This is a genomic window from Streptomyces sp. NPDC127119 (genome assembly GCF_042677425.1).
GTDB lineage: Bacteria > Actinomycetota > Actinomycetes > Streptomycetales > Streptomycetaceae > Streptomyces.
In genome coordinates, this window is the sequence record NZ_JBHXTO010000003.1 from 43,320 (window position 1) to 67,795 (window position 24,476).

General features: G+C 70.3%; 23 protein-coding genes. 11 read left to right on the forward strand and 12 right to left on the reverse strand.

Features of this window, described 5'->3' with window-relative positions; all coding sequences use genetic code 11:
* Positions 1 to 183 precede the first annotated feature (183 nt).
* From ACFVH5_RS02235 to ACFVH5_RS02245, 3 genes are all read right to left on the reverse strand, one after another.
* Positions 184 to 1,629, reverse strand: a complete 1,446-nt coding sequence (locus tag ACFVH5_RS02235) for an FG-GAP and VCBS repeat-containing protein (RefSeq protein WP_385831364.1) — start codon at positions 1,627 to 1,629, stop codon at positions 184 to 186.
* Positions 1,630 to 1,933: 304 nt separating this feature from the next.
* The gene (locus ACFVH5_RS02240; RefSeq protein WP_385831365.1) at positions 1,934 to 3,190 is read right to left on the reverse strand and encodes a cytochrome P450; all 1,257 of its coding nucleotides are present in this window, start codon (positions 3,188 to 3,190) and stop codon (positions 1,934 to 1,936) included.
* Positions 3,191 to 3,449: 259 nt separating this feature from the next.
* Positions 3,450 to 4,793 (reverse strand): aspartate aminotransferase family protein, encoded by a 1,344-nt coding sequence (locus ACFVH5_RS02245; RefSeq protein ID WP_385831367.1) that lies wholly within the window; start codon positions 4,791 to 4,793, stop codon positions 3,450 to 3,452.
* Positions 4,794 to 4,881: 88 nt separating this feature from the next.
* On the opposite strand from ACFVH5_RS02245, the gene ACFVH5_RS02250 reads away from it, so the two are divergent.
* A complete protein-coding gene (locus ACFVH5_RS02250; RefSeq protein WP_385831369.1) occupies positions 4,882 to 5,829 on the forward strand; it encodes a LysR family transcriptional regulator in 948 nt (315 codons plus the stop codon).
* Between the two features lie 61 nt (positions 5,830 to 5,890).
* Here the strand turns inward: ACFVH5_RS02250 and ACFVH5_RS02255 are convergent, their stop codons facing one another.
* Positions 5,891 to 6,631, reverse strand: coding sequence for a vWA domain-containing protein (locus ACFVH5_RS02255; protein WP_385831371.1), 741 nt, complete (start codon positions 6,629 to 6,631; stop codon positions 5,891 to 5,893).
* Between the two features lie 214 nt (positions 6,632 to 6,845).
* Between ACFVH5_RS02255 and ACFVH5_RS02260 the strand changes: the two genes are divergently transcribed.
* From ACFVH5_RS02260 to ACFVH5_RS02280, 5 genes are all read left to right on the forward strand, one after another.
* On the forward strand, positions 6,846 to 7,406 hold the full coding sequence (locus ACFVH5_RS02260) for an RNA polymerase sigma factor (RefSeq protein WP_385831373.1): 561 nt from the start codon (positions 6,846 to 6,848) through the stop codon (positions 7,404 to 7,406).
* Positions 7,403 to 8,230, forward strand: coding sequence for a zf-HC2 domain-containing protein (locus ACFVH5_RS02265; RefSeq protein ID WP_385831374.1), 828 nt, complete (start codon positions 7,403 to 7,405; stop codon positions 8,228 to 8,230). The genes ACFVH5_RS02260 and ACFVH5_RS02265 overlap by 4 nt, the downstream gene beginning before the upstream one ends.
* A gap of 88 nt (positions 8,231 to 8,318) precedes the next feature.
* Complete coding sequence (locus ACFVH5_RS02270) at positions 8,319 to 9,128, forward strand: ABC transporter ATP-binding protein (protein ID WP_384797845.1); 810 nt, start codon at positions 8,319 to 8,321, stop codon at positions 9,126 to 9,128.
* Positions 9,125 to 10,516 (forward strand): hypothetical protein, encoded by a 1,392-nt coding sequence (locus ACFVH5_RS02275; RefSeq protein WP_385831376.1) that lies wholly within the window; start codon positions 9,125 to 9,127, stop codon positions 10,514 to 10,516. Before ACFVH5_RS02270 ends, ACFVH5_RS02275 begins: the two co-directional genes overlap by 4 nt.
* 14 nt (positions 10,517 to 10,530) lie before the next feature.
* Positions 10,531 to 11,112: a hypothetical protein gene (locus ACFVH5_RS02280; RefSeq protein WP_385831575.1), complete on the forward strand. Its 582-nt coding sequence runs from the start codon at positions 10,531 to 10,533 to the stop codon at positions 11,110 to 11,112.
* Between the two features lie 76 nt (positions 11,113 to 11,188).
* Here the strand turns inward: ACFVH5_RS02280 and ACFVH5_RS02285 are convergent, their stop codons facing one another.
* On the reverse strand, positions 11,189 to 11,599 hold the full coding sequence (locus tag ACFVH5_RS02285) for a MerR family transcriptional regulator (RefSeq protein ID WP_385831378.1): 411 nt from the start codon (positions 11,597 to 11,599) through the stop codon (positions 11,189 to 11,191).
* A 409-nt stretch (positions 11,600 to 12,008) separates the two neighbouring features.
* On the opposite strand from ACFVH5_RS02285, the gene ACFVH5_RS02290 reads away from it, so the two are divergent.
* Entirely contained in the window at positions 12,009 to 13,514 is a 1,506-nt protein-coding gene (locus tag ACFVH5_RS02290) for a SulP family inorganic anion transporter (protein ID WP_385831379.1), read from the forward strand.
* 616 nt (positions 13,515 to 14,130) lie between these two features.
* On the opposite strand, the gene ACFVH5_RS02295 is transcribed toward ACFVH5_RS02290, so the two are convergent.
* Positions 14,131 to 15,177 (reverse strand): aldo/keto reductase, encoded by a 1,047-nt coding sequence (locus ACFVH5_RS02295; RefSeq protein WP_385831380.1) that lies wholly within the window; start codon positions 15,175 to 15,177, stop codon positions 14,131 to 14,133.
* A gap of 98 nt (positions 15,178 to 15,275) precedes the next feature.
* Here ACFVH5_RS02295 and ACFVH5_RS02300 point away from each other — a divergent pair, with 98 nt between their 5' ends.
* Entirely contained in the window at positions 15,276 to 15,788 is a 513-nt protein-coding gene (locus tag ACFVH5_RS02300; protein ID WP_385831381.1) for a TetR/AcrR family transcriptional regulator, read from the forward strand.
* Positions 15,789 to 16,083: 295 nt separating this feature from the next.
* Here the strand turns inward: ACFVH5_RS02300 and ACFVH5_RS02305 are convergent, their stop codons facing one another.
* Positions 16,084 to 16,515, reverse strand: coding sequence for a cupin domain-containing protein (locus ACFVH5_RS02305; protein ID WP_384797873.1), 432 nt, complete (start codon positions 16,513 to 16,515; stop codon positions 16,084 to 16,086).
* 740 nt (positions 16,516 to 17,255) lie between these two features.
* Between ACFVH5_RS02305 and ACFVH5_RS02310 the strand changes: the two genes are divergently transcribed.
* Positions 17,256 to 17,417 carry a hypothetical protein gene (locus ACFVH5_RS02310; RefSeq protein ID WP_385831383.1) on the forward strand — a complete coding sequence of 54 codons (162 nt, stop codon included), beginning with the start codon at positions 17,256 to 17,258 and terminating at the stop codon, positions 17,415 to 17,417.
* A 205-nt stretch (positions 17,418 to 17,622) separates the two neighbouring features.
* Here the strand turns inward: ACFVH5_RS02310 and ACFVH5_RS02315 are convergent, their stop codons facing one another.
* Positions 17,623 to 18,270 carry a dihydrofolate reductase family protein gene (locus tag ACFVH5_RS02315; protein ID WP_385831385.1) on the reverse strand — a complete coding sequence of 216 codons (648 nt, stop codon included), beginning with the start codon at positions 18,268 to 18,270 and terminating at the stop codon, positions 17,623 to 17,625.
* Positions 18,271 to 18,497: 227 nt separating this feature from the next.
* Positions 18,498 to 19,598 (reverse strand): FG-GAP repeat domain-containing protein, encoded by a 1,101-nt coding sequence (locus ACFVH5_RS02320; RefSeq protein WP_385831386.1) that lies wholly within the window; start codon positions 19,596 to 19,598, stop codon positions 18,498 to 18,500.
* 18 nt (positions 19,599 to 19,616) lie between these two features.
* Between ACFVH5_RS02320 and ACFVH5_RS02325 the strand changes: the two genes are divergently transcribed.
* A complete protein-coding gene (locus ACFVH5_RS02325; protein WP_385831387.1) occupies positions 19,617 to 19,841 on the forward strand; it encodes a hypothetical protein in 225 nt (74 codons plus the stop codon).
* A 426-nt stretch (positions 19,842 to 20,267) separates the two neighbouring features.
* A complete protein-coding gene (locus tag ACFVH5_RS02330) occupies positions 20,268 to 21,476 on the forward strand; it encodes an oxygenase MpaB family protein (RefSeq protein ID WP_385831389.1) in 1,209 nt (402 codons plus the stop codon).
* Between the two features lie 22 nt (positions 21,477 to 21,498).
* On the opposite strand, the gene ACFVH5_RS02335 is transcribed toward ACFVH5_RS02330, so the two are convergent.
* The 3 genes from ACFVH5_RS02335 to ACFVH5_RS02345 form a co-directional block, all read right to left on the reverse strand.
* Positions 21,499 to 22,695, reverse strand: a complete 1,197-nt coding sequence (locus ACFVH5_RS02335; RefSeq protein ID WP_385831391.1) for a TetR/AcrR family transcriptional regulator — start codon at positions 22,693 to 22,695, stop codon at positions 21,499 to 21,501.
* A gap of 155 nt (positions 22,696 to 22,850) precedes the next feature.
* On the reverse strand, positions 22,851 to 23,942 hold the full coding sequence (locus ACFVH5_RS02340) for an NAD(P)-dependent alcohol dehydrogenase (protein WP_385831392.1): 1,092 nt from the start codon (positions 23,940 to 23,942) through the stop codon (positions 22,851 to 22,853).
* Positions 23,939 to 24,448 carry a DUF4334 domain-containing protein gene (locus ACFVH5_RS02345; protein WP_385831394.1) on the reverse strand — a complete coding sequence of 170 codons (510 nt, stop codon included), beginning with the start codon at positions 24,446 to 24,448 and terminating at the stop codon, positions 23,939 to 23,941. Before ACFVH5_RS02345 ends, ACFVH5_RS02340 begins: the two co-directional genes overlap by 4 nt.
* Between the last annotated feature and the right edge of the window lie 28 nt (positions 24,449 to 24,476).

Sequence of the window (24,476 nt, forward strand, 5' to 3'; positions counted from 1 at the left end):
GCGGCCCCGTTTCACCTCCCCGCCGGGCGGGGCCGCCTCAGTTCCCTCCGACAGGCCGCTACTGGAACCCGTCGGAGCGCGACGATCAGGCTCCTGTATCTCCGAAGGCGCACCGGTTGCCCGGAGCGTACGACGGGGAGGCGAGAGGCAGGCGCCGGAGGGCACGCGGATGTCTGCGAATGCCTAAAGCCCCAGTACCTCGCCGTACTTGATGGCCCCGTAGGGCAGCGCGAAGCCGTACGGGGTCAGCGCCTTGCCCAGCGGGTACGTCTCCTGCGTGCTGCTCGGCGCGAACCAGACGCCACCCGACCTGAGTTCACCGGCGTTCTCCCCGGGTGCGCTCACCGCGGTGTCCCACAGCCCGTCGCGGTTGTAGTCGCCGACGGCCAGTTGGGCGCCGAAGCGGTCGCCGGCCTCGGCCGTGCCGGGCATGTTCGGGGTGCTCTGGCTACGGGCCAGTCCTCCGTACAGGCCCTGCTCCGTGCCGTTCATCGTTACGTATCCGCCCGCGTCCCTCACGGTGCCCACGTCCTCGCCGGGCACGCCGACCACCAGTTCCGGACGGCTGTCGCCGTTCAGGTCGCCCGCGGACAGCGCGGCACCGAAGTCGTCGCCCTCCTCGGCGGCACCACCGACCTCCGGGCTCGACTGGGTGATGCACTCGTACTCGGCGCCGAAGTTTGCGCTCTTCGAGCCCTTCGAGCCCTTGAGTACGAGGACCGCACCGCCGAGCCGGTTCTCGCAATGGGTGTTCTCCGACTCGGGGTTGGGCTGTACGAGTCCGACCGCGAGGTCGTCCGTACCGTCCTGGTCGAAGTCGGCGGCGGCGAGCGCACTGCCGCGGTCGGCGTCGGCGTACCACTGGGCGGGCCCGGACTGGTCGTCCCAGCGCGTGATGAAGGTGCTGGAGTCCTCGGTGCCCCGCCAGGTGGCGGCGAGGTCGTCGCGGCCGTCGCCGTCGAAGTCGCCGGTGGCCAGGGCGCGGGTGGCGCCGCCCATGCTGTAGCGGCGCAGGGTGGTGGGTGTCACCGGGGCGGCGGTGAGAGGGCCGGGGCGGAACCGGAGCGCACCGTGCTCCTCGCCGTTCTCGCCGAACGCGAGGTCGGTGTCGCCGTCGCCGTCGTAGTCACCCGTGGCGATGGTGCGCCCGATGCTGCTGTACTCGGATGTGCCCCTGGCCACGGTGGTGCCCTTGGGGTGCCACTGCAAGCTCTCCAGAACGGTGATGGTGCCCTCGTCCTTGAGCTGGTCGGAGGTGAGTGACTCCCCGCTCGCTCCGACCACGAGCTCGAAGACACCGTCGCCGTTCACGTCGACGGGCGCCAGGGAGGAGCCGAAACGGTCGCCCGCCTCGGGCGTGCCGGGGATGCCGGCCTCGGCCTGGCTGATGACGCCGGTGGACTGGTACGGGCTCTCCGCGCCGCCGTAGATCACGCTGATGTAGCCGGCCTTGGCCTTGCCGTCCACCGTCGCGTCGGGCATGCCGACCGCGATGTCCGCGTATCCGTCGCCGTTGAAGTCGAACCGCGGGGTTGTCGCGTCTGCGGCGCTTGCGGTGAGCGGCAGCGTGAGACCGGTGGCGGACAGTGCCACAACGGCGGCGGTGGCGGCCAGGATACGTACGCGCACAGGGCAACTCCCGTAGTCAGAAGGGGAAACAAGGGTTACTGGCTTCCGGGGCTGTGACTCATGAGGCGTACGAAGGGTTGTGCGAAGGTGGCCGTCCGGTGAACGTGGCTGACCGCGATCCCGCTCCCGCTGACCTGACCCACTCCTGCTGACTTGCTCTTCCTGTCCGCCCTGTCCACGGACCACGTGGTCCGTGGACAGGGTCAGGGTCAGGGACCCAGCGGACCTCAGGCAGCCGGAGCAGCGGCGCCCCTCGCCTCAGCGAAGGGGCACAGCCGCGCGGCGGGATCGGATCGCCGAAGCGTCAGGCGGACGCCGGCCGCAGGACGACCGGAAGCGCGGCGAGGCCGTTGATCGCCGTGGAGATCACAGGCACCAGCTCCGACTCGGGCACGGCCAGCCGCATGGCGGGGAATTGGGCGAAGAGCTGGGACAGCCCGATCGCGCTCTCCAGGCGGGCCAGAGGTGCGCCGAGGCAGAAGTGCGGGCCCGCGCCGAAGGCGAGCTGGCGGTCGTAGAGGCGGGAGTCGCGGATGTCGAAGCGCGCCGGGACCGTTCCGCGCTGTTCACGGTTGGCGGCGGCCAGACCGACGACGATCGGCTCGCCGCGGCGCACGGTCACTCCGTGGAGCACGGTGTCCCGCAGCGCGTACCGCATGAACAGGTTGCGCAGCGGGGAGTTCCAGTGCAGGCCCGCTTCCACGGCGGCCGGCCAGTCCAGCTCGCCGTCGAGAAGCGCGGTGAGCTGGTCGAGATGGGTGAGCAGGGCGTGGACGGTGCTGGTCAGCGAGTTGACCGTGGTCTCGTGGCCGGCCAGCAGGATGATCTCCAGGGTGTCGATCAGTTCCTTCTCGGTCAGCCTGTCGTCCTCGTCGTCCAACGCCTCGATCAGCGCGCTGGTGAGATCGCCGAGCGGGGCCGCGCGCCGGTCGGCGACCAGCCGTGCCAGCACCTCGCGCTGCCCGATGGCGGCCGCCTGCCGCTCGGCGCCGCTGACCTCGACGCTCAGCATGGTCGTGAAGTGGCCACGTAATCGGCGCTGTTGATCGGAATCGGTGAGGCCGAACAGCTCGCAGATGATCAACAGCGGGAGCGGATAGGCGAAACCCTCCTTGAGGTCCGTCACCGCGCCTGGCTCCACGGACGCCAGACCGTCCAGCAACTCCCGGGTGATCTCACGGATCCGGGGTGCGAACGCGTCGATACGCCGGGGAGTGAAGGCGTGACTCACCAGTCGGCGAAGCCTGCGGTGGTCCACCCCGTCGGCATTGAGCATCGACTCGCCGACGATCAGGTTGAGCAGGGGCCATCCGGCGGGTATCTCCCCGCGCGTGTACGCACCCCAGTGCCGCGGATCGCTGGAGAGGTCGGGGTGCGCGTCCAGCACCGTCTGGGCCGCCTCGGCCGACATGGCCGCCCAGGCGCGGACGTCCTCCGGCAACGCCACCGGCACCACGGGGCCGTGCCGCAGCCACTCGGCTGCCTCCTCGTGGGTGCCGCGGTTGGGATCGAGCGAGGACACGGGCTGGTCGAGCGACAGTTCCGAACGGTCGATCCGCATGGACAGCTCCAAGTGCACGTGGGATACGTTGCCTTGCGTCCGCCTACCGTGTGCGGCCGTACCGCGAAGGAAGCTGTACCGGGTGCGGGCCGACCGCCCGACAGGGCCGGGACCGCAGCCGGACACGAACCCCGGATCCGACCCCGCCACCGTCATCGTAACGACGGGGCCCCCGCGCATATGTACGAAGCGGACGAAGCTGAGACCGAAGAACTCAAGTCGTCTCATTCTCCCGGTAAGGTGACCGGATAGCCTGGTATCAAGCCACGAAACGGGCCGTTTCCGTGAGGGACCGGTCCAGGATTTCCAGGCCCCATGCCAGTTCCTCCTCCGTGGCCGTCAGGGGCGGGGCGATGCGCAACGTGCCGCCCATGCCGGGGAGTTGCACGATGTTCATGTGCAGGCCCAGTTCGAGGCAGCGGGCCGTGACTCGGGCGCCCAGGGCGTCCCCGGCCGAGGTGTCGGTGTCGCCCGTGGTGAACTCGACGCCGAGGAGCAGGCCCCTGCCGCGTACGTCGCCGATCACCGGGTGGCGGACGGCGAGTTCGTCGAGACCCTTGCGCAGGAACTCCCCGCGGCTGCGCGCTTGTTCGTCGAGGTGGTCGGCTTCGAGGACGTCGAGGACCGTGTTGCCGACCGCCGCGACGAGCGGGTCGGAGACATGGGTGGTGAAGAAGAGGAAGCCGCGCTCATGGGCCCGTTCCTCGATCTCCGCGCTGGTGACGACAGCGGCGAGCGGAAGTCCCGCGCCGAGTGTCTTGGACAGGGTGAGGATGTCGGGGACGATCCCGTCGCGTTCGAAGGCGTACCAGGTGCCCGTGCGGCACAGGCCGGTCTGCGCCTCGTCGAGGATGAGAAGCATCCCGCGCTCCCGGCACTTGCGGAGCAGCGCGGCGAAGTAGCCTGCGGGCGGCTCGATCACCCCGCCGGAGCTGAGGATCGGCTCGACCAGGCACGCGGCCAGGCTGCCGGTGGACTGGGCGTCGACGAGGTCGAAGGCGAGGTCCAGCTGGCGCTGCCAGTCGAGGGTCCCGTCGGGGTGCGTGATGTCGGGGTGGTGGGAGTGGGGGACGGGGATGGCGAAGTTGCCCGGCGCACCCGGTCCGTAGCCCTTGCGTCCCGCGCTGTACGTCGCCGACGCGGCGGCCTGGGTCATGCCGTGCCAGGACCGGGCGAACGACACGATCTCGTGGCGGCCGGTGACGAGTTTCGCCATCCGTACCGCGGCTTCGTTCGACTCCGCGCCCGTGGTGAGCAGCAGCACCTTGTCGAGCGGGTCGGGCAGCGTACCGGCCAGCCGTCGGGCCAGGTCGACGACAGGGCGGCTGAGCATGCCGCTGAAGAGGTGGTCGAGTCCGGCGATCTGCCGCTGGATGCACTCCACGATGCGTGGATGGCTGTGCCCCAGGATCGCGCTCATCTGGCCGGAGGTGAAGTCGAGGATCCGGCGGCCGTCGGCGGTGTACACGAAGCTGCCGCTCGCGCGCTCGATGATCTCGGGGGTGAAGGCCACACCGTAGCGCAGCAGATGGCGCCGTGCGTCGTGCCAGAACTGTGCGTCGCGGTCCGTGCCGGTCATGTCGCCTGCCCTGTCGTCTGCCATGACGTCGACGGTAGGGACGGGTCGAGGTTCGCGTCCATCACACGATGTCGGCTTTCCTGTGCGGCAGAACCGTACAAGAATCGCCGGGGTGATGAACCCGTGGAGGCTGAGGCTGCTCAGCCAGCTGGACACGCTCGGTACGGTGCGCGCGGTGGCGCAGGCCGGCCACCTCAGCCCGTCGAGCGTCTCCCAGCAACTTGCCGTCCTGGAGGCCGAGACCGGCACCAAACTGCTGGAACGCACGGGGCGGCGGGTACGGCTGACGTCCGCCGGGCTGATCCTCGCCCAGCGGGCCCGCGCGATCCTCGATCACATGGACGGCGTCGAGTGCGAGTTGCGCGGCTTCGGTGAGGAGCCGTCGGGGCTGGTGAGGCTGGGTGCGTTCCAGAGCGCCATCCACACGCTGGCCGTCCCGGCGGTGACCCGGCTCGCGGCCGCCCACCCCCACCTGGACGTCGAGATCCTCGAACTGGAACCGCACGCGAGCATGCCCGCCCTGCGTATGGCCGACGCGGACATCATCATCACCACGACCGACTTCGACGAACTTCCCCTGGGCCCGGACCTCGACCTGGTGCCGCTGGCCGAGGACCCGGTCCTGCTGGTCCTGCCACCCGGCCATCCCGCCGGACGCGGCCCCGCGGACCTGGCCGCCTTCGCGCACGAGGCCTGGGCCTTCGACATGCCCCAGTCCTACATGGCCAACCTCGCCCGGCGGCTGTGCCGCCAGGCCCGCTTCGAACCACGGGTCGTGTGCCGTTTCAGCAACTACATGATGGCGCTGCAGCACGTCGAGGCCGGGCTCTCGATCACCCTCCTCCCGGCCCTCGCCGTCGCCCACAGCCGCTACGACGTGACCACGCGTGAACTCGCCACCCCCGTCACCCGCACCATCACCGCCGCCGTCCGTCGCGGCACCCCCACCCGCGCCGCCGTCCGCGTCGTCCTGGACGCCCTGCGCCACGACCCGACGCTTCCGCCCCTCACACCGCCCACCGAGCGCGGCGCCGGGGCACCGCCGAGCGGCACGCCGTGACGGTTCACCGCGAGCCGTCGGCCAACTGCCCGCGGACACCTCCCACGACGAGTGGCGGCGCCTACTCGATCACTTGGGCGGTGCGTGCTGCTGTCAGCCACTGCGGGAACTCCCGCAGAAGCCGGTCGTACAGCAGCGAGTCGTCCAGGGTGTGGGGGTCGCGACCGGCGTGGAAGAAGCCCGCGTTGTCGACGATGCGGCAGTCCGGTACGGCCAGGGAGTCGAGGCGGTGCAGGAAGGCGAACTCGTTGTCGTCGGGGTCGCCGAACCCGACGAACTGCCAGAACAGCGGCAGGCGGGCGGCCTTGCACAGGTAGCGCTCGGCGGCGGCCTTGCTGGTGGGCCCACCGTCCGTCTGGAAGATGACCAGGGCGGGGTCGGTGCTGCCGGATGCGAGGTAGTGGTCGATGACCTCGTCCATGGCCCAGTGGTAGTTCGTCCGCCCCATGTGGCCGAGGTTCTCGTGCAACTTGTCGATGCGGCCCGGGTAGTTGCCGAGGCGGAGGTCGGTGGATCCGTCGACCTCGGTGGAGAAGAACACCACGGGCACGGTGCCGTCGTCGTCGAGATGGGCGGACAGGGACAGGACCTGTTCACCGAAGTGCTGCATGGTGCCGTCCTTGTAGTAGGACCGCATGGACCCCGACCGGTCCAGGACCAGGTACACCGCGGCGCGCACCCCCTCAAGGCCGTGTGTGCGCAGGCTGGTTCCGGCGGCCTTGTAGAGACTGACGAGGCCCGGGGCCTCGGTCTGCACTTTGGTCAGACTGACCGCCGCGGGGGCGTTGTGCACTTCGGTCATGGTTGCCGTTCCTGTAGCGGGTGCGATCGCCATAATGCGTGCCCTGGTGCGGATTTGGCGCGCTTTTCGCGGAAGTGGGCGCAGTCGTGAGCCGGGGGTCAGTCTGTGCAGTACTGGTTCGCCGCTTTGCCGCTGCGCTGCGAGACCCCGATCGGATGTGACGTGGATCACGGCAAAGTGAAAACCTGACGCGAGGGCCGCGCGTCTAGCAGGTGTGAGATCAGCCAGGGCACCGCTGCACGAGCTGGACGAGGAGCGTCTCGTCCGGCTGGTGGCGAAGGGCGACCGTGCCGCATTCGAGGAGTTGTACCGGCGTACTTCGCCGTGGCTGGCGGTGCGCCTGCGTCGCCGCTGCGTGGACGAGCAGATCGTCGCGGAGGTCATGCAGGAGACCTACCTGGCGGTGTGGCGGGCGGCGGGCGCGTTCGCCGGGGCCGCGGTCGGCGGGACGGCCACCGGCTGGCTGTGGACGATCGCGGCGCGCCGCCTGGTCGACGCGTTCCGGCGCAGGGCCCACCACGCGGAGCCCCCACCGGCCGCCGCCGTGCCGGAGGTCGCACCCGCCGCCGAGGAGGAGGCGCTCGCGGAGACCGTCGGCGGTGAGGTCGGGGACGCGCTGCGCTACCTCGCGCCGGAGTTGAGACAGGTACTGCAGGCCATGGTGCTCGACGGGCTGTCCGTCAGGGAGACCGCGGTCCTGCTCGGGCTGCCCGAGGGCACGGTCAAGACCCGGGCCAGGCGGGCCCGGACGGCGATGCGGAGGGCGCTGGTATGAGCGGGGAACACGCGTCGGGGCGGATCATCGAGGGGTACGCGCGTGGCGGCGCGGACCTCGCCGCCGACGAGGTGTGGGCCGTGGAGGCCCACCTGGAGGCGTGCCGGGTGTGCCGCGACCGGTTGTCCGCCGTGGTCACCGCCGAGGTGCCCGCGGTGGCGTCACTGGTCGGCACCGTGTGGTCCGGCCTGGAACCCCGGCTGGCGGTCACCGCCACGATGCGGCGCGGACGGTTCCGGCAGGCGTGGCTGTCGCGGCTCTCACGCTGGATGACACCAGCGATGGTGCCGTGGCTGGCCATGGTCGTCGGCGTCACGCTGCTGGCCCTGCTGCTCGACGTGGTCGGCGCGGGCACGGGCGAGGTGTCGATGGTGCTGCTGTTCTCGCCGGTCCTGCCCGTACTCGGCGTCGCGGCGTCCTGGGCCCGCGGACTGGACCCGGCGTACGAGCTGACGGCCTCGGCGCCCAGGGCCGGGCTGCAACTCGTCCTGCGGCGCACCGCGTCCGTGCTCGGTGTGGTCGTCCCCGTGCTGCTGGTGTGCGGGTGGCTGACCGGGGTGATGGTGGCCCAGTGGCTGCTGCCCTGCCTGGCCTTCACCACGGCGACGCTGGCGCTCGGCGGTGCCGTCGGGATGACCCGTGCCGCTGTCGCACTGGGCGTCGTATGGGCCGCGGTGGTCATGGCGCCGACCGTGGCTACCAGCCGGACGGCCGTCGTGCTGCGGCCGGACGGCCTGCCGGTGTGGGCGCTGCTCGCGGCACTGGGCACCGCGGTCGTGATCGCCCGCAGAAGCGCGTACACCGTGCTGGACCCCCATCGATGAGCAACGCAACAACCAACCGACAAGAACCAACCAACAAAAGCCAGCCGACAAAAGCCAGTCGACAAGAACCAACCGAAAGGAACACCACATGACGTCCGCGGTCAACGCGGCCGACCTCGCGCCGACGGCCTACGCCTGGGAGATCCAGGCCACCGGGCTGAAGGTCAGGGTCGGCAGGAAACGGATGGCCGTCGACGGCCTCGACCTGCGGCTCGGCACCGGCGTACACGGCCTGCTCGGTCCCAACGGGGCGGGCAAGACCACCCTCATCCGCACGCTGGCCACCGTGCTGCGCCCCACCGAGGGCACCCTGGAGATGTTCGGCGAGTCCGTCGGCGGCCGGGGCGAGCACCGTGCGCTGCGCCGCCGGATCGGCTACCTGCCCCAGGAGTTCGGCTACTACAAGCGCTTCACCGTGCGCGAGTTCGTCGAGTACATGGCGTGGCTGAAGGAGGTACCGAAGGCGGACATCCCCGCCGCCGTGCAGCGCGCCGTGGAGCGGGTGGGCCTGGCGGACCGCGCCGACGACAGGATGAAGGCCCTGTCGGGCGGCATGGTGCGGCGCGTCGGCATCGCCCAGGCCATCGTCAACGACCCCACGGTCCTGCTCCTCGACGAGCCGACGGTCGGCCTCGACCCGGCACAGCGCCTGCGCTTCCGCGAACTGCTGCAGGAACTGGGCACCGACACCTGTGTGCTCGTCTCGACCCACCTGGTGGAGGACGTCGCCGCCGCCTGCACCGACGTGGTGCTCTTCGCCGAGGGGCGGCTGGTCTTCCAGGGCACCCCGGACGAACTGGCGGCGGCGGGTGGCCCCGAGCACGTGGGCGACAGCCCTCTGGAGCGCGGCTACTCGGCGCTGCTGCAGAACCCCGCCCAGGAAAGGGGCAGTTGGTGAACCTCCGTGTGCTGCGCACCGAGTTGAGGCGCTCCGTCGCCCCGTGGGCCGGCGCGGTGGTCCTGGTTCCGGCGCTGGCGTTCCTGTACCTGGTGGACGCCGCGTGGTGGAGGGGCACCACGGCGTGGACGGCCCAGTGGACGTCCATGGCCATGTGGACCCGCTCCCTGCTGTTCTACCTGTGGCCGCTGGCCGTGGGACTCGGGGCGCTGCAAGGGCTGCGCGACCACCGCTCGAAGATGTACGAGCTACTGACGAGCACGCCGCGCCCCGCCCGGCACCGCGCTGCCGCACTGGCGGGCACGACGGCACTCACGCTGACCTCGGCCTTCGCGCTCCTGGTCCTCGTGGGCGGGGTCCAGGTGTGGGGCAACACCGGTTACACGCACGCCGGTTGGCTGCCGATCTCACTGGTCGGGGCGTTCTTCCTCGTCGCGGGGGCCGTGCTGGGCATGGGGGCCGGGCGGGCCCTGCCGTCCGCGCTCACCCCGCCCGCGGTGGCCATGGGCGCCTTCGTGTTCACGGTCCTGATGCACATGTCCCTGGGCCGGACGAAAACGGTCATGGAGGGCGGGCTCCCGGGCACCGAGCCGAACCGGGTCTCGCTGCTGTCACCGACGGTGGAAGAGGTCCGCGACGCACTCGTCACGCTCTCCGCGTCCGTCCACCTCGGGCAGACGGTCTGGCTGCTCGGCATGGCCGCGACCGGCTTCGCCCTGCTGATCGCCGCGACCCCGCGAGCCAGGCTCACCGCACTGACACCCCTCCTGGCGGGCGCGGTGATCGCCCTGCTGGTGCTGCCCTCCGACCCGAACCGGATGTACGTCGTCGACCAGGCAGCCGCAGAACCGGTCTGCGACGGCCCGGTGTGCGTGACGACGACACAACGGGCACGGCTCGACGACGTCGCGGGCCCGGGCAGGAAAGCGCTGCGCCTGCTGCACGCCGCCCTGGGCGGGCAGGCGCCGGTTACGGTCCGGGAGAACGCCGCCGTACTGCCGCAGGGCTCCACGCCCCGATGGTCCCGCGAGAGCGTGCTGTTCGACTTCGACGAGGACATGATCACCGGCGTGCGGGGCGAGGAACTGACCCGGGCCCTGATCGCGCAGGCCATGGTGCCGATGTGCGTCCCCGTCGGCTGGAGCGGCACGGCGGCCGACCCCGCCGCGCAGAGCGTCGCGGTCGCCTGGGTCACCGGCGCCCTCGAACCCCTCGCGGGCAACGGGTTCCCCGCGGCCGAGCAGACCGCCGCGGCCCGCCCGGTGTGGAAGAAGCTCAAGGCACTGCCGCGGGACGAACAACTGTCCCGGATCAGCGCGATGCGCACCACCGCGCTGTCCTGCGAGGGCGAACCCCTCGCCGCGCTCAAGGGCGGTGCTTCCCGGTGATCCCGCTGATCCCGGTGAGGTGGCTGACGCTGTACGCCCGCTCGCGCCAGGTCCCCGCGTCGCTCGCCGCGGTGGTCGTCAGCGCGGTCACTGTGGCGGTCCTCGCCCGGGACGGGAGTGGGGGCGAGGGGCCCACCGAGCCGGGGCTGCCCGTGCTCGTGCTCGCCGCCGGGGCGATGGCGTTCTCGGTCGGGCTCGGCGGACAGGACCTCGCGCTGGACCGGACGGCCGCGATCCGCTGGGTGCCCCGCAGAGCGGCGCACGTGCTCTTCGCGGGAGCGGTCGTCGCCGCGGCGCTGCTGACCGTGCAGAGCATGGGCGAGGACATGGCCACCCCCGCGTTCGTCGTCCGCGACAGCGCGGGTCTGATGGGGCTGGTCGCCCTGGGTGCGACGCTCGCGGGCGGCCAGTACGCCTGGACGCTGCCGTTCGCCTGGCTCTCGTACGCCTTCTTCGCCCCGCCCCCGACGAGTACGCCGACGCAGGTGGCGACCTGGATGCTGCTGCCACCCGGCACGGCCGCGGGCACCTGGACGGCACTGGTTCTCACCGTCGTCGGCACAGCGGCCTACGCCTTCGCGGGGCCGAGACGGTAGCCGGACCCGGGCGTCCAGCGGTTCCGCGGGTTGTGCGGGTTGTGCAGGGCTCCGGCTCACCTGCGGTGTCGGGACGTCAGGCTTGTGTGCCGGGCTTCTGCCGCAGGCGGGTGGCCAAGGTGGTGGCGAACTCCTCGGCGCGGGCGAGCTGGACGCGGAGTTTGTCGACCTGCTCGGAGGCGGCCCGCTCGTAGACGCGGATGCGGTCGACGAGCGCTTCGCGCTCGTCGTCGGTGAGGCCGGCTTCGTCGTCGAGGCGGCCGGTGGCGTCCAGGAGGTCGCGCATCTGGTCGAGGGTGAAGCCGAGAGGTTTCATGCGGCGGATGACCATGAGCCGCGTGACGTCGGTCTCGGTGTAGAGACGGAATCCGCCCTGGGAGCGGGCGGAGGGGATGACCAGGCCGGTTTCCTCGTAGTGGCGGATGGTGCGGAGGGACAGTTCGGTCCGCGCGGCGACTTCGCCGATCTGCATGTGCTGGTCGTCCACGCCCGTGGTCCCGGCCCTTCTCGTCGTGGCGGTATGCGTCCTGTGCCACCCCACCAGTCTCTACTCTAACGTTAGGGTAGAGTTGCTGATGGGGGTGGCCTGGCCACCCCGCTGCTGTCGTTCCGGGGCCGATGGCGCCCCCGGCGAAGTCCCGATTCTTGCAGGAGAGAGCGTGCGCGAGCCCACGACGCCCGTCGCCGCCGCTGCCTGCCCACCGTGACCCTGCGCCCCTGACGGCGAGCCGCCGGCGCCGAACACGCGCGCCGGGCTCCGGCTCCGTCCTCCCTCCCCTCGACATCCGACCCGTCCTGCGGGTCGTCCGCGTGGCGCCGGCCCGGCAGCCCGCGGTCCTTCCCGCACGCCCCGGTCCGCTGTGGGACGTGCCTGAGCACGACAGGTACGCATCTCCTTGTCCACCACCGCACCAACTCCTGCCGTACGTCTGCGCGGCCTCAAGCCCGAGTGGCTGAACGACCCGAAGGTCTGGCGCACCGAAGTCCTGGGTGGCCTTGTCGTCGCGCTCGCGCTGATCCCCGAGGCGATCTCGTTCTCGATCATCGCCGGGGTCGACCCGGCGATCGGTCTGTTCGCGTCCTTCACCATGGCCGTGACCATCTCGATCGTCGGCGGCCGGCGCGCGATGATCTCCGCCGCCACCGGCGCCGTCGCCCTGGTCATCGCCCCGCTCAACCGCGAGCACGGCCTGGGATACCTGGTCGCCGCCGTCATCCTGGCCGGCGTCATCCAGATCGTCCTCGGCGCGCTCGGGGTGGCGAAACTGATGCGCTTCGTCCCTCGGTCCGTGATGGTCGGCTTCGTCAACGCGCTCGCCATCCTGATCTTCATGGCCCAGGTCCCCGAGATGCACGACGTGCCCTGGCCCGTCTATCCGCTGATCGCCGGCGGGCTGGCGCTGATGGTGTTCTTCCCGAGGATCACCACCGTGGTCCCGGCCCCGCTGGTGTCCATCGTCATCCTGACGGTCATCACCCTCGCGGCCGGGATCGCGGTGCCGACCGTGGGCGACAAGGGCGACCTGCCGTCCTCCCTGCCGGTGCCGGGGCTGCCGGATGTGCCGTTCACCCTCGACACCCTGACGACGATCGCCCCGTACGCCTTCGCGATGGCGCTCGTGGGTCTCATGGAATCGCTGATGACGGCCAAGCTGGTCGACGAGATCACCGATACGCACTCCTCGAAGACCCGTGAGTCGATCGGGCAGGGCGTCGCCAACATCGTCACCGGCTTCTTCGGCGGCATGGGCGGCTGCGCGATGATCGGCCAGACGATGATCAACGTGAAGGTGTCCGGAGCCCGTACCCGCCTGTCGACCTTCCTCGCGGGCGTGTTCCTGATGGTGCTGTGCATCGTCTTCGGGCCGGTCGTCTCCGACATCCCCATGGCCGCCCTGGTCGCCGTCATGGTCATGGTGTCGTTCGCGACCTTCGACTGGCACTCCGTCGCACCCAAGACCCTCAAGCGCATGCCGGTCGGTGAGAGCGCCGTCATGGCTGTCACCGTGGTCTGCGTGGTCGCCACGGACAACCTCGCCATCGGCGTCGTCGTCGGCTCGATCACCGCCATGGTCATCTTCGCCAAGAGGGTCGCCCATCTCGCCCGTGTCACCGCGGTCACCGGCCTCGACGGCAGCACCGTCGTGTACTCCGTGACCGGCGAGCTGTTCTTCGCCTCCTCCAACGACCTCGTCGGCCAGTTCGACTACGCGGGCGACCCCGACAAGGTCGTCATCGACCTGACAGCGGCCCATATCTGGGACGCCTCCTCCGTCGCCGCCCTCGACGCCATCGAGACCAAGTACAGGCAGCGCGGCAAGACGGTGGAGATCATCGGCCTGAACGACCCCAGCGCCGACCTCCACGGCAAACTCACCGGCGAATTCGCCGGCAGCCACTGACCGGCCGGAGGGACCGCCCGAGACACCAGCCGTCGAAACGGCGTACGACACCACAACAGGTGCCGTACGCACGGCAGTTGTCGTGGGAGGCGTGGCCGAGGTCGTAGCGTGGGCTCATGCCCGAACGCACGTACACACTCCACCGACTTCCCTCGGCTACAGCCTTTCCGTACGGCTTCCATGAGGGCCCCGACGCACAGTTGTCGGCGCTCGACGTGGACCCTGCGAGGCCGGATGCGCCGACGCAGTACGAAGGGTTGGAACCTGCGGCCGAGAAGTACCGGCACGTGTGTGGCCCGATACCGGTGGACGCGGTGGACGCGGTGGTTGCGAGGGGGACGTGGCGGTGACGGGTCGCCGCGCGGCGTGGCGGTGGGCTGTGACGGTGTGGCTGATCCTCGTGGCAGCCACAGGCGGGCTGACGCTGTGGTTGCAGGACTCGGGGGAGTCGCAGCGACACGGTGGGAAGGGGCCCGGCCCGACAGCGTCACTCCCGGACGAATGGCAGTCGGCGTGCGCCGACGTCACGCCGGACGAGAACGGCCAGATGCTCTGCTTCTACAGGACTCGCTAGAGCCGCGATACGCGGCCGGTACCACGGCGGCCAGGACGGCTCTCACGCGACGGGAACGGCCAGAGGTTCAAGCAGTGTGCGATCGCCGTCGAAGCCGTGCTTCAGCGCTGCCGCCGTGTCCTCGTGCGGGGTTCCCATGCGGACTGCGCTGATCTGGTCCAGATGCTGAAAATGCTGATCGCCGAGTACGAGTTGGAGCGAGCGCAAGTACTCCTCCAGCTGAGTCAGGGTCCGCGGGCCGACGATCGGGATCAGAGCGGTGTGGGCTTGTCCGGCGCGGTGGCGGAGCCAGGCCAGGGCGACCTGGATGGGGCTCGTGCCGTTCTCTTCGGCGATCGCGAGCACGGCGTCCACGACGGCGGTGCGCTGCGCGGTGCCCTCGATCGTGTCGCCGCGAGCGCTCAACCGGCCCTGTTCACCCTGCCGGTACTTGCCGGTGAGCAGCCCTCCGGCCAGCGGGGAGTAGAGGAACGCGCCCAGGCCGTGTGCCTGCGCCATCGGCAGCAGTTCCCGATCGGCGGAGCGTTCGGCCAGGCTGTACTCGGTCTGGATGCCGACCAGTGGGGCCAGGCCGTGCAGGTCGGCCCGCACCGCGGCACCGGCGACCCGCCAGGCGGGGAAGTTGGACAGGGCACCGTGGAGGATCTTGCCGGAGCGGATCAGATCGTCGAACCCGGCCAGGATCTCCTCGACCGGGGTGGTTCCGTCGGGGAAGTGCGGCATGAAGACGTCCACGTAGTCGGTGTCGAGCCGACGCAGGCTTGCCTCCAGGGCGCGGACCATGGTCTTGCGGCTGTTGCCTGTGGTGCCGGGGCGGGGGTGCTGCTGCCGCGTTCCGCTGTACTTGGTGATGACGACGAAGTCGTCCCGCCGGTCGCCGAGCAGCCCGCCCAGCACGGTTTCGGCTTGGCCGTCCTGGTAGAGGTTGGAGGTGTCGAACGTGGTGCCGCCGGCGGCGACGAAGGCCTCGAAAATCTGCCGCGAGCCTTCGGGGCCCGCGCCGGTGTCCGACAGGCCGAAGTTCGCCGTCCCGAGCGCGTACTCCGACACGCGCAGTCCGGTCAGTCGGCCGAAGGTCCGGTAACGCATGGCAGCTCCTGGTGTGTGGTGGTGCGGTAGGCTCGCCCACCGTAACAAAGAAAATCGAGGGGTCACTCTTTTTTATGCCGAAGGTCAGCCAAGAACACATGGACGCCCGCCGTCGACAGATCGTGGACGCCGCCCGGGCCCGTTTCGCGAGCCACGGTTTCGCCCGCACGTCCATGGCCGACATCGTCGCCGAGTCGGGGCTCTCGAACGGGGCCATCTACCGCCACTTCACCAGCAAGGACGAGATCGTCGTCGCCGTCTGCGAACAGGGCGGCGAGGCGTTGCCGAAGGCGCTCACCGTCGAGGCTGTCGAGGGCTTCCTCGAACACGTACGTGTCCGGGCGCGTGAGACGGGCCATGCCCGGCTGGTGGCCCAGATCTATGCCGAAGCGGCGGTGTCACCGCAGCTGGCGGCCGTCGTGCGACAGCAACTCGCCGCCATGAGGGCGGCGGTGGCCGAGTTGGTACCGGATCGGCGGAAGCAGCACGCCGAGCAGATCGCCGAGGGGTTCGCGGCCGTGTGCATCAGCTACAGCCAGCAGCTGGCCATCCGCGGCGACTTGGATCCGGCGCCCTTCACGGCGGCGCTGATGGCAATCGTCAAGGGATAGCCGAGAACCGATTCGCCGGCTGGATTCGGGCGGCCTCGTCGAGGCCTCCGGGCGCCCAGGCCGACGGCCGGGTGATGGCACCGCCGCACGGTCCGAGGCGCCCGGCGAGGCGTCCGGCAAAGCGCCTCGCGGCGTTGTGTACGACCCGAGCACAACCATGCATGGGGCGTACTCCGCCTTGCGATGCGTCTCGCCGGACACCGCGGCCTGATCCGACATGATCCAGCCGTACGGTTGCCCTCGATATCTACATGAACAAAGCTACTTGGGGTCGAGGTCGCCGTGAGCGCGGCTTCTAGCCGTTGCCGACGGTCAGGAGGCCGAGGCGGGTGGCGAGCCGGGTGGGGAGGTCCAGGAGGCGGACGCCCTCCTGCTCCTGGGGGTCGGTCCTGGCGACCAGGCAGACCATGTCCTGGTCGCCGGTGTTCACCGGCATGTGCGGGGTGTCGGCCGGGATGTGGATGTAGTCGCCGGCGTGCAGGGTGACGTGTTCGGTGAGGTCCGGGCCGTGCCAGACCTCGACCTGCCCGGACTGGATGAAGATGGCCGACTCGTGTCCCTCGTGCAGGTGAGGACGGCCCCTGCTGCCGGGGGCCATCACCAACTGATGGAGGCACAGAGCCAGGGCGCCGGCGGACTGGGCGCTGATGCCGGTTGCAAAGGTTCCGCCCTGAACACCCTGGTAGCTTCCGCTTCGTACTACTGTGCACTGCTTTGGGTTTGTCACCTCCGCAGTACAGCAGCGGGCCCGGAGCGTTCGAGCAGTTCACGCCAGCGTGGAGAGCGGCGCTACGGCTGGCCTATGCGCAGACGTTCTGCTTGTGAGTGGGCTTCGGCTTCGGGGTGAGGGTCACGCTGGGACTCGGATCCGGGCTGGGGCTCAGGTCGAGGCTGACGTAGCGGCCGTTGAACGCCGCGTGCTGGGTCGCCGGCGGCAGGGGCACCGCATCGCCGAACAGCTCTCTGGCCCGCGCCTGGATCCTGCCAACGGGGGATCACCCCGCTGCACCTTCAACCGTCGTAGCGCCTGCGCCTGACGTTCCAGCTCCTGTTCATACAAGCTCGCGCCCTCAGCGCCCGCTACGCCCTGAACGCTCTCAGCGCCCTCGGCCTTCGTGTCGTGCTCGCCCACCGTCGCCCGTTCCCCCTCCAGCTGTGCTGAGCAGGCTAGAAGGGCGGCGGTGGGACAGCACCGAACTTGGCCGAACAGGCCGCCGATATGACACAGGGGCAACGCTGCGTTCGACCAGGTAGGAAGAGTGTTCACCTGCACTGGCGAGTTGATCGGGTGTCATCGGATCTGTTCGGCCCGCGCCCGGCGTCGCCCAGCCGGGCGGGACGGTTGCGCCATGAGCACTCCTGAGCCCGTCCAGTCCGTCCCGGCCGCCCGCCCCGATGCCGCCGTCCCGTCCGTCCGAGCCCACAGGCTGGTCCGGCCCCGTACCCACCCCCGGTACCGAGCCGTTCGTGTCCCTGCACACCGCCGTCGTCCTGCTCGCAGGCGTGGTCATCGGCTTGGTGATCGCCACTCTCACCGTTCTGTCCGGCGTGCACCCGGCCGCCGCGGTCGTCGCCGGACCGACCGCCGCCGGCGCCGGCACCACCGTCCTTCGCACCCTCATCCGATGACAGAGCCCGCCGGGCCACGAGCTGACCGGGTACGCCGCAGGGGTCACCCGCGACATCGTGGCCGCCGATGCCGATGCCGATGCCGATGCCGACGCCTGCAGTAGGCGTGGCACCGGCGAGCAGGTCCGGAAAGAGCGCTACGACGTCGGCCGGCCGAGTAGACGCCCGCGTCAGCCGCGCCGACGTACCCCTCCCCTCTCCCTGGTCACTTGCGCCAGAAGAGGTGGTGGGTCATGCCGCTCGGGCTGGGCACGATGTCCAGGTGGAAGCGGTCCAGCAGCTGGTCGGGGGAGTCCCACAGGCGTAGCCCGGTCCCGAGTTTCACCGGTGCGACGGCCACGTGCAGGGTGTCGACGAGGTCGGCGTCGAGGAACTCCCGGACCGTGCTCACGCCGCCGCCGAGCCGTACGTCCTTGCCCTGCGCGGCCTCGCGCGCCTGTGCCAGCACCGTGGCGGGGTCGCTGTCCACGAAATGGAACGTGGTGTCGGAGAGCGTGAAGGACGGACGCGTGTGGTGGGTCAGGACGAACACCGGCGTGTGGAAGGGCGGCTCGTCACCCCACCAGCCGCGCCACTCCTCGTTCTGCCAGGGACCGCGCTGGGGTCCGAACTTGTTTCGGCCCATGATCTCGGCGCCGATGTTGTGGGTGAAGTCCCGGGTGAAGTAGTCGTCGAGGCCGCGGCTCCCGCCGGGGTCGGTGCGGTTGGGCCAGTGTGCCGTGGCGCCGGCCCACGCGAAGAGCTTGCCCGGATCGATGTCGTGTCCGAAGGGTCGCTCCAGGCTCTGGTCCTCGCCTGCGGCGATGCCGTCGCTTGAGATGGTGAAGTTCTGCACGCGCAGTAGTTGATCCATGTCTTCCCTCATCAGGTCCCGTCGTCTCCTCGTACGGTGATGTGTCCTACATCAGAGCGTCGAACGGGACGCGGACGGATCGACAGTGGCCTCGAAATTCTTCCAAAGAGTGCCCCACGCGACCGTTCTCGGGGCCGACGGCTCGCCGGTGCCACGGTTCTCGGTGGCACCGCAAGCGGTGGGCAGGCCCGGGGCTCGCCCACCGTCACCGGACGCCGAGCGGGTGACTACGAGCGCTGGTCCTTGTCGGGGCTGAGAGGGAACGTTGCCTCGTCACGGTTCGTGCCGTCGGTGATCCACCATCGGTCTTCGCCGAGAAGGGCCAGTTCCGCGCGGCCGTCCCCGTCCCAGTCGTGGACGGTGAAGAGCGTGCCGTCGCGCGGGACGTCCTCACTCGGCGAGGAGCGCTTGGTGGCGCGCCAGGGCTTCGACCCGAGCCCGTGCTCGGAGCCGCCCCGCAGCACCTCGATCCGCGCGTCCCCGGTCTCCTTCTTCTTGGTGAGCTGTACGGCCAGGTCGTCGCAGCCGTCGCCGTTGAGGTCCGCGGCGGCGAGCACGGCGCCGAAGCCCTCCTTGTAGTCGCCGCCGTCCATGGTGACCCACCTCCCCGGCTCCTTCCCGTAGCGGACGCTGACCTGCCCGCGCCGGTGGGGAGTGTCGATCTCGTCGTCACCGTCGACGAAGCTCCGCCCGATGGCGATGTCCTGCCGCCCGTCGCCGTCGAAGTCGCCGAAGACGACGTTCTCGCCCTCCGGCAGCTGCTCGGGCTCTTTGCTCAGGCCGGAGGCGGTACGCGCGCCGCCGGTGAACAGAAGGGGCGGATCCCACGGGGAGTCGTACAGCGCGAGATCGGTGGCGCGGTCGTCGTTCGCGTCCCCGGCGACCAGTACGGGTGACGCGCCCTCGCTGACCGGGCTCGGGATCTCCACGGTCCGGGCGGGGGCACCGGAGCGCTTGAACGGCCCCTTGAGGACGACCAGTTCCTGATCCTCGTTCGAGAATCTGAAGACCGCCAGGTCCAGGTGGCCGTCCGCGTCGAAGTCACCGGCGATCGGCGCGGTGCCGTATCCGCTGCCCGGCAGGGGGACGCGCCCGTGCGGTCCGTCGGCCTGCGGGCCCTCGGGGCCACCCCACAGGATCTGGGCGGCGCCGCTGACGACGAGGTCGGCGTGGCCGTCCTCGTCCAGGTCGGCGACCGTGGGCTGCCACGACTCGTCGCCGTTGTAGATCTCGTCCGGCACGCCGAGGTCTTCCTGGGTGAGGACGGTCGTCCGGTCGTGGTCCGGACCGTGCTCGGAACCGGGCACGACGACCACGTCGACCTTCATGTCCCGAGGAGAGATCTCGTGCACCAGATCGACGAAGCCGTCCCCGTCGAGATCGGGGCCCGCGGGCGCGTCCTCAGCGGCTTCAGCGGCTTCAGCGGCTTCAGCGGCTTCAGCGTCCTCGCGCGCCGATTCGGCCGGTCTGCAGGGGCTGTTGGGCACCGAGCGCGGGCCGTCGGACGGGAGAAGGACAAGGAACGCCACCACCGCCACCACTACGAGGGAGACGGGTACGGCGTGCCATAGGCGCAGGTGGCGCAAGAACGGACCGCCTGCTGTCGGAAAGTGCATCAGCCCACTTCACGGGCGTGAACACGGCCCGCACAAGGAAGTGGATCATTTTGTTACGGGGGTGATGCACGTCGGCCTGCCCCCGGTTCCGCCCCCACGGGGACGTACGGTCGCGAGTTCGCCGGCCCGGGAGGGGGGGGCGAGCAGATCGTCCGGCGCGCCTGTCCGCCGGCGTACACAGCGCTTCTTCCGCCTTACGTACTCGCGTCGGCGGCAGCCTCTCGGTCATCAGGTCATCACCATTGCCGCCGGCAATGCACCTCGCTATGTTAATCGGGAATCACATTCCTGCTACACGACACAGCACGCTCGGAGCATGCAACCGGCGGATGCTGGGGCCCGACCCGGTTCCGTCCCCCTCGACGGGAAGCAGGTAAGTCAATGGAGAATCTCAGCAGGAGAAGGGCGCTGTCCCTCGGTGTCGCACTCGGTCTGGTGGGTGTGGCGAACCCTGCCGGGGCGTTGACCCCGTCGGGTTCGACGGGCTCGGTCGCGGGCGCCGCCGCGGGGACCGATCCGGCGTGGATCTGGGACGACGCGACGGACCCTCTGATGGTTTCTATGCTGGAGAACGGCCACGTGCCGACGATCAACACAGCGTGGGCGTCATGGGTGAACAACAACGACCCGCTGCCCAGCGGCCTCCCGGACGTGTTCGCCGCGCACCTGCGGCAGTTCAACCGGCTGCCTTCCTGGGCGGACCGCACCAAGCTGGCCCGCGCCGCCGACTTCAACCGGCGCAGGGACACGTACCTCTTCATGCTGTACGGCCTCGGCAGCGGAATCATGAGCACCGTGATCCCGCGCGAGGCCAAGAGTGTCTACTGGTCAGCGGGCGGCGCCGACATGCAGGACCGCGCTGCCAAGACGTTCACCTTCGGCTACGACCTGTCCCAGCTGAAAGCCTTCGAGCCGACGGGGCAGTTCGTCGTCACCGCCAACAAGACGCGCGTCGTGCACGCCGCGGTACGCCATCTGCTGCCGCAGTCCCCGCACTGGAAGGCGGTCGCCGACGAGACCGTTCCGATCAGTGCCGCCGACATCCTGGTCACCTTCCACAGCCTGGGCACCTTCGTGTACAGGAAGCTGCTCGACTGGAAGATCCCGTTCCCGGCCGCGGACCAGGAGGCGTTCCTGCACTCGTGGAAGGTCGCCATCCACCTGCTCGGTGTGCCGGACGAGCACATTCCCCAGACGTGGGCGGCCGCCGAGAAGCAGGCGGCGCAGGTGCTCACCCCGATCCTCACTCCCTCCACCGAGGGCATCGCGCTGGCCGAGGACCTGCTGGGCCTGACCGCGCAGATCGACCTCGGCGTCACCCGCGGCTTCCTGAACGAGTTCGTGCGCTACGTCCTCAACGACCAGGTGGGCGACTGGCTGGGACTGAAGCGCGACTACGCGTCTGCCGCCCTGGTCCGTACTGCCTGGCCGGCGTTCATCCTGTTCCGCGAGGGCCTCTCGCCCGTCATGCCCGGCACCTTCTACGTGTTCGACCAGTTCGTGCGCGCCCTGGCCATGCTGTTCCTCAACAAGGGCTCCTCCGGGACCACCACCCCCATCACGATCCCCACCGGCAACAGAGCGGGCTGAGCCGTCGATTTCCGGCGGCTGTTCAGAGCCCCAGCGCGCCCAGCATCAGGGCGGTCACGGCCGCACGGTGGTCGGGGCTGTCCCGCCACCGCAGTCCGCGTCCCGCCTCGACGACCACTCCGAACCCGGCGTGCACCAGCACCCGGGCCTGGCGCGGGTCCAACTCTGGACGGACCAGCCGCAGTTCCTGTTCCCATACGGCGATGTGGTCGCGCTGGGCGAGGGCCACGGGTTGGCGCAGTCCGGTCGGCAGGCCGGCGAGTTCGGCCTCGGCGACGCTGTTCAGTTCGGTGTACTCGAAGCTGTAGGCCACATAGGTCGCCGCCAGTGCGACGACGGACTCGTACGGCCCCGTGACCTCGTGCAGGTTGCGCTCCACACCTTGGGCGAGCAGCCCGGCGGCCTGAAGGCATGCGGCAGCCAGGATGTCGATCTTGCCGGGGTAGTGGCGGTAGAGCGCGGACGGGGTCAGTCCCACGGCCTCGGCGATCTGTCCGTTCGTGACGCTGGCGAATCCGTGCCGGGCGAACAGCGGGATGGCGGCCGCGAGGATCTCCGCGCGTCGCGTGCGCGGCACCGGCCGGGCGGGCAGATCGATGTGGTACGCGCCGGGCCGGGCCGAGGCCGGATCGCTCGCCGCCACGCCCGACGCGGACGCCAACAGCAGTTCCTCGGCCCGGCGTTGGGCGATGGAGGTGTGGTGCATCGTGATGGATCCGATCGCGCCGAGGGCCGCCGTGGCCCGCAGTCGGTCGTCGGCCAGCGGGTGCTCGCGTTGTACGGCGTCATCGACCCGCTCGACGAGGTGACCGAACTTCGCGGCGAGACGGTGTCGGTCCTCGCGGCTGAGGTACCGGGCCTCCCAGCGGTACACGCCGCCCGACGCGCGATGCGCGACGGTGATCCGGGTGATGGCGGTCAGCACGTCCGTCAGGGCCGCCCCGGGCGGCACTTCGTCGAGTGCGGCGACCAGCCCGTCCACCATGACGTCGGCGCACTCGGCGAACAGCGCGTATTTGTTCGGGAAGTGCCGGTACAGGGCGGCTGCGGAGATGCCCACACCGGCAGCGACCTGTTCCATGGACGCCGAGTGGTAGCCGCGCTCGCTGAAGACCCGCCCGGCCGCCTCGACGATGAGCTGTCTGCGGTTACGGGGCCGAGCGGCCGCGGTGCGGTCGGCGGTCTCGGCCGAACGGGCGGACGGGGAGGCGGAGGCCATGCGAATCAGTCAATCACACGACGTCAGAAGCCGGGCTGCCTCGACGCCGCCTGCGCTGCCCCAACCGTCCGAGCCGCCCGCACCGCCCCACCCTCACCGCGGCAGACGGGCAGACAAGAGGGGGCAGACGGGCGGGCGGGCCGGAGCGGTTCGTGTCAGGCGAACGTGAGTACCGGCTTGACCACACCGCCGTCGCCCATGGCGGCCACGGCCGCGCCGATGTCCTCGAAGGGGAACATGGTCACCAGCCGGTGGATAGGGAAGAAGCCACGTTCGTAGAGACCAACGAGCTCGGGTATGAAGCGCGCGGGGTCGGAGTCCCCCTCGATCACTCCGTGCACCCGGACCCCCTTGGCGAGCAGGCCCATCACGTCGAACGTCACCTCCCCGCCGAGGCCGAGCAGGACGACGTCGCCGCGCGGGCGCAGCGCGCCGACGGCCCGGCGGGCCATTTGCGGACGGCCGGTGGTCTCGACGACGTGGTGCGCGCCACCGCCGGTGAGATCGCGGAGCGCCGCCACGAGACCGTCCCCGGGTGCCAGGGCTGCCTTGGCGCCGAGCGCGGTGGCCAGGTCGCGACGGGAGGCGACCGGATCGACGGCCACCACCGGGTCGCAGCCCACCGCCACCGCGGCCATCAGCGCGCTCAGGCCGACCGCGCCCGCGCCCAGGACGACCAGAGACGAGCCCGGTTCAGGGCGCAACCGGTTGAGGACGGTGCCCGCACCGGTCTGACCACTGCAGCCGAGCGGCGCGGCGACCGCGTCCGGCAGGCCGGCCGGCACCCTGATCACACCGCGTTCGTGGACGACGGCGTACGTGGCGAAGCTGGACTGGCCGAAGAAGCCGGCGTACAGGGGTGTGCCGTCGAGGGACAGCGGGGTCGTGCCGTCCGCGCGTCCGCCGGAGAGGTTACGGGCCCGCGCGGCCCGGCAGTAGGCAGGGTGACCCGCCGTGCACTGGTCGCAGGTGCCGCAGCTGGCGAAGGTGAGACAGACACGGTCCCCGGGCGCGAGGCCGGTCACCTCCGGGCCCACCATCTCGATCCAACCAGTGCCCTCATGACCGAAGACCATCGGGGTGAGGTGACGCGGCCAGCTGTCCCGCATCCCGAGGTCGGTGTGACAGACGCCGACCGCGGTCATCCTGACCAGCACCTCGTGTGCCCGTGGGTCCTCAAGGTCCGCGGTACGGACGGTGAAGGGGGCGCCCGGCGCCCCGGTGACCGCGGCGCGGACGTGTCTCACGCATACTCTCCGGCATGCGCGCCTGTGCCCGCGGCCGCCGGGACCCGCTCCAGGAAGAAGTAGTAGAAGGGGCCCTCCTCGGGGACCCCCTTGGCATGCATGATCCCCATCAGCGTGGTGTCGTCCACCTGCTTGAAGTGGTCGAAGACCGGCTGCCCGTCGTACACCATGGTGGCCGTCGTCTCGCCGCGGAACTCGACGGTCCACAGGCTGGCCTCGCCTTTGCCGAGTTCGCGGTTGGAGTACAACCGACCCGCCGCGTCACGGCACATCAGCGGCTTGACGTCGTGCACGGAGGTGAACGTCTTGCCGTACCAACCGGCTTTCTCCAGCTCGCCGTTGAGAGGGTGACCTGTGTTGAACTCGCCGCCCTTCCACTCCCCGAGTATGTCCTCGGGGCGGACGGTGGCCAACGCCACCCAGATCGTGTCGAGTTCGCGGGCGTCGACAGGGCCGTCCTTCTCCCGAAGCTCCTGGAACCTGGCGCGGGCCTCAAGACTGTCCATGCGACATGCCCTCCTTCGTCTGCTTAGC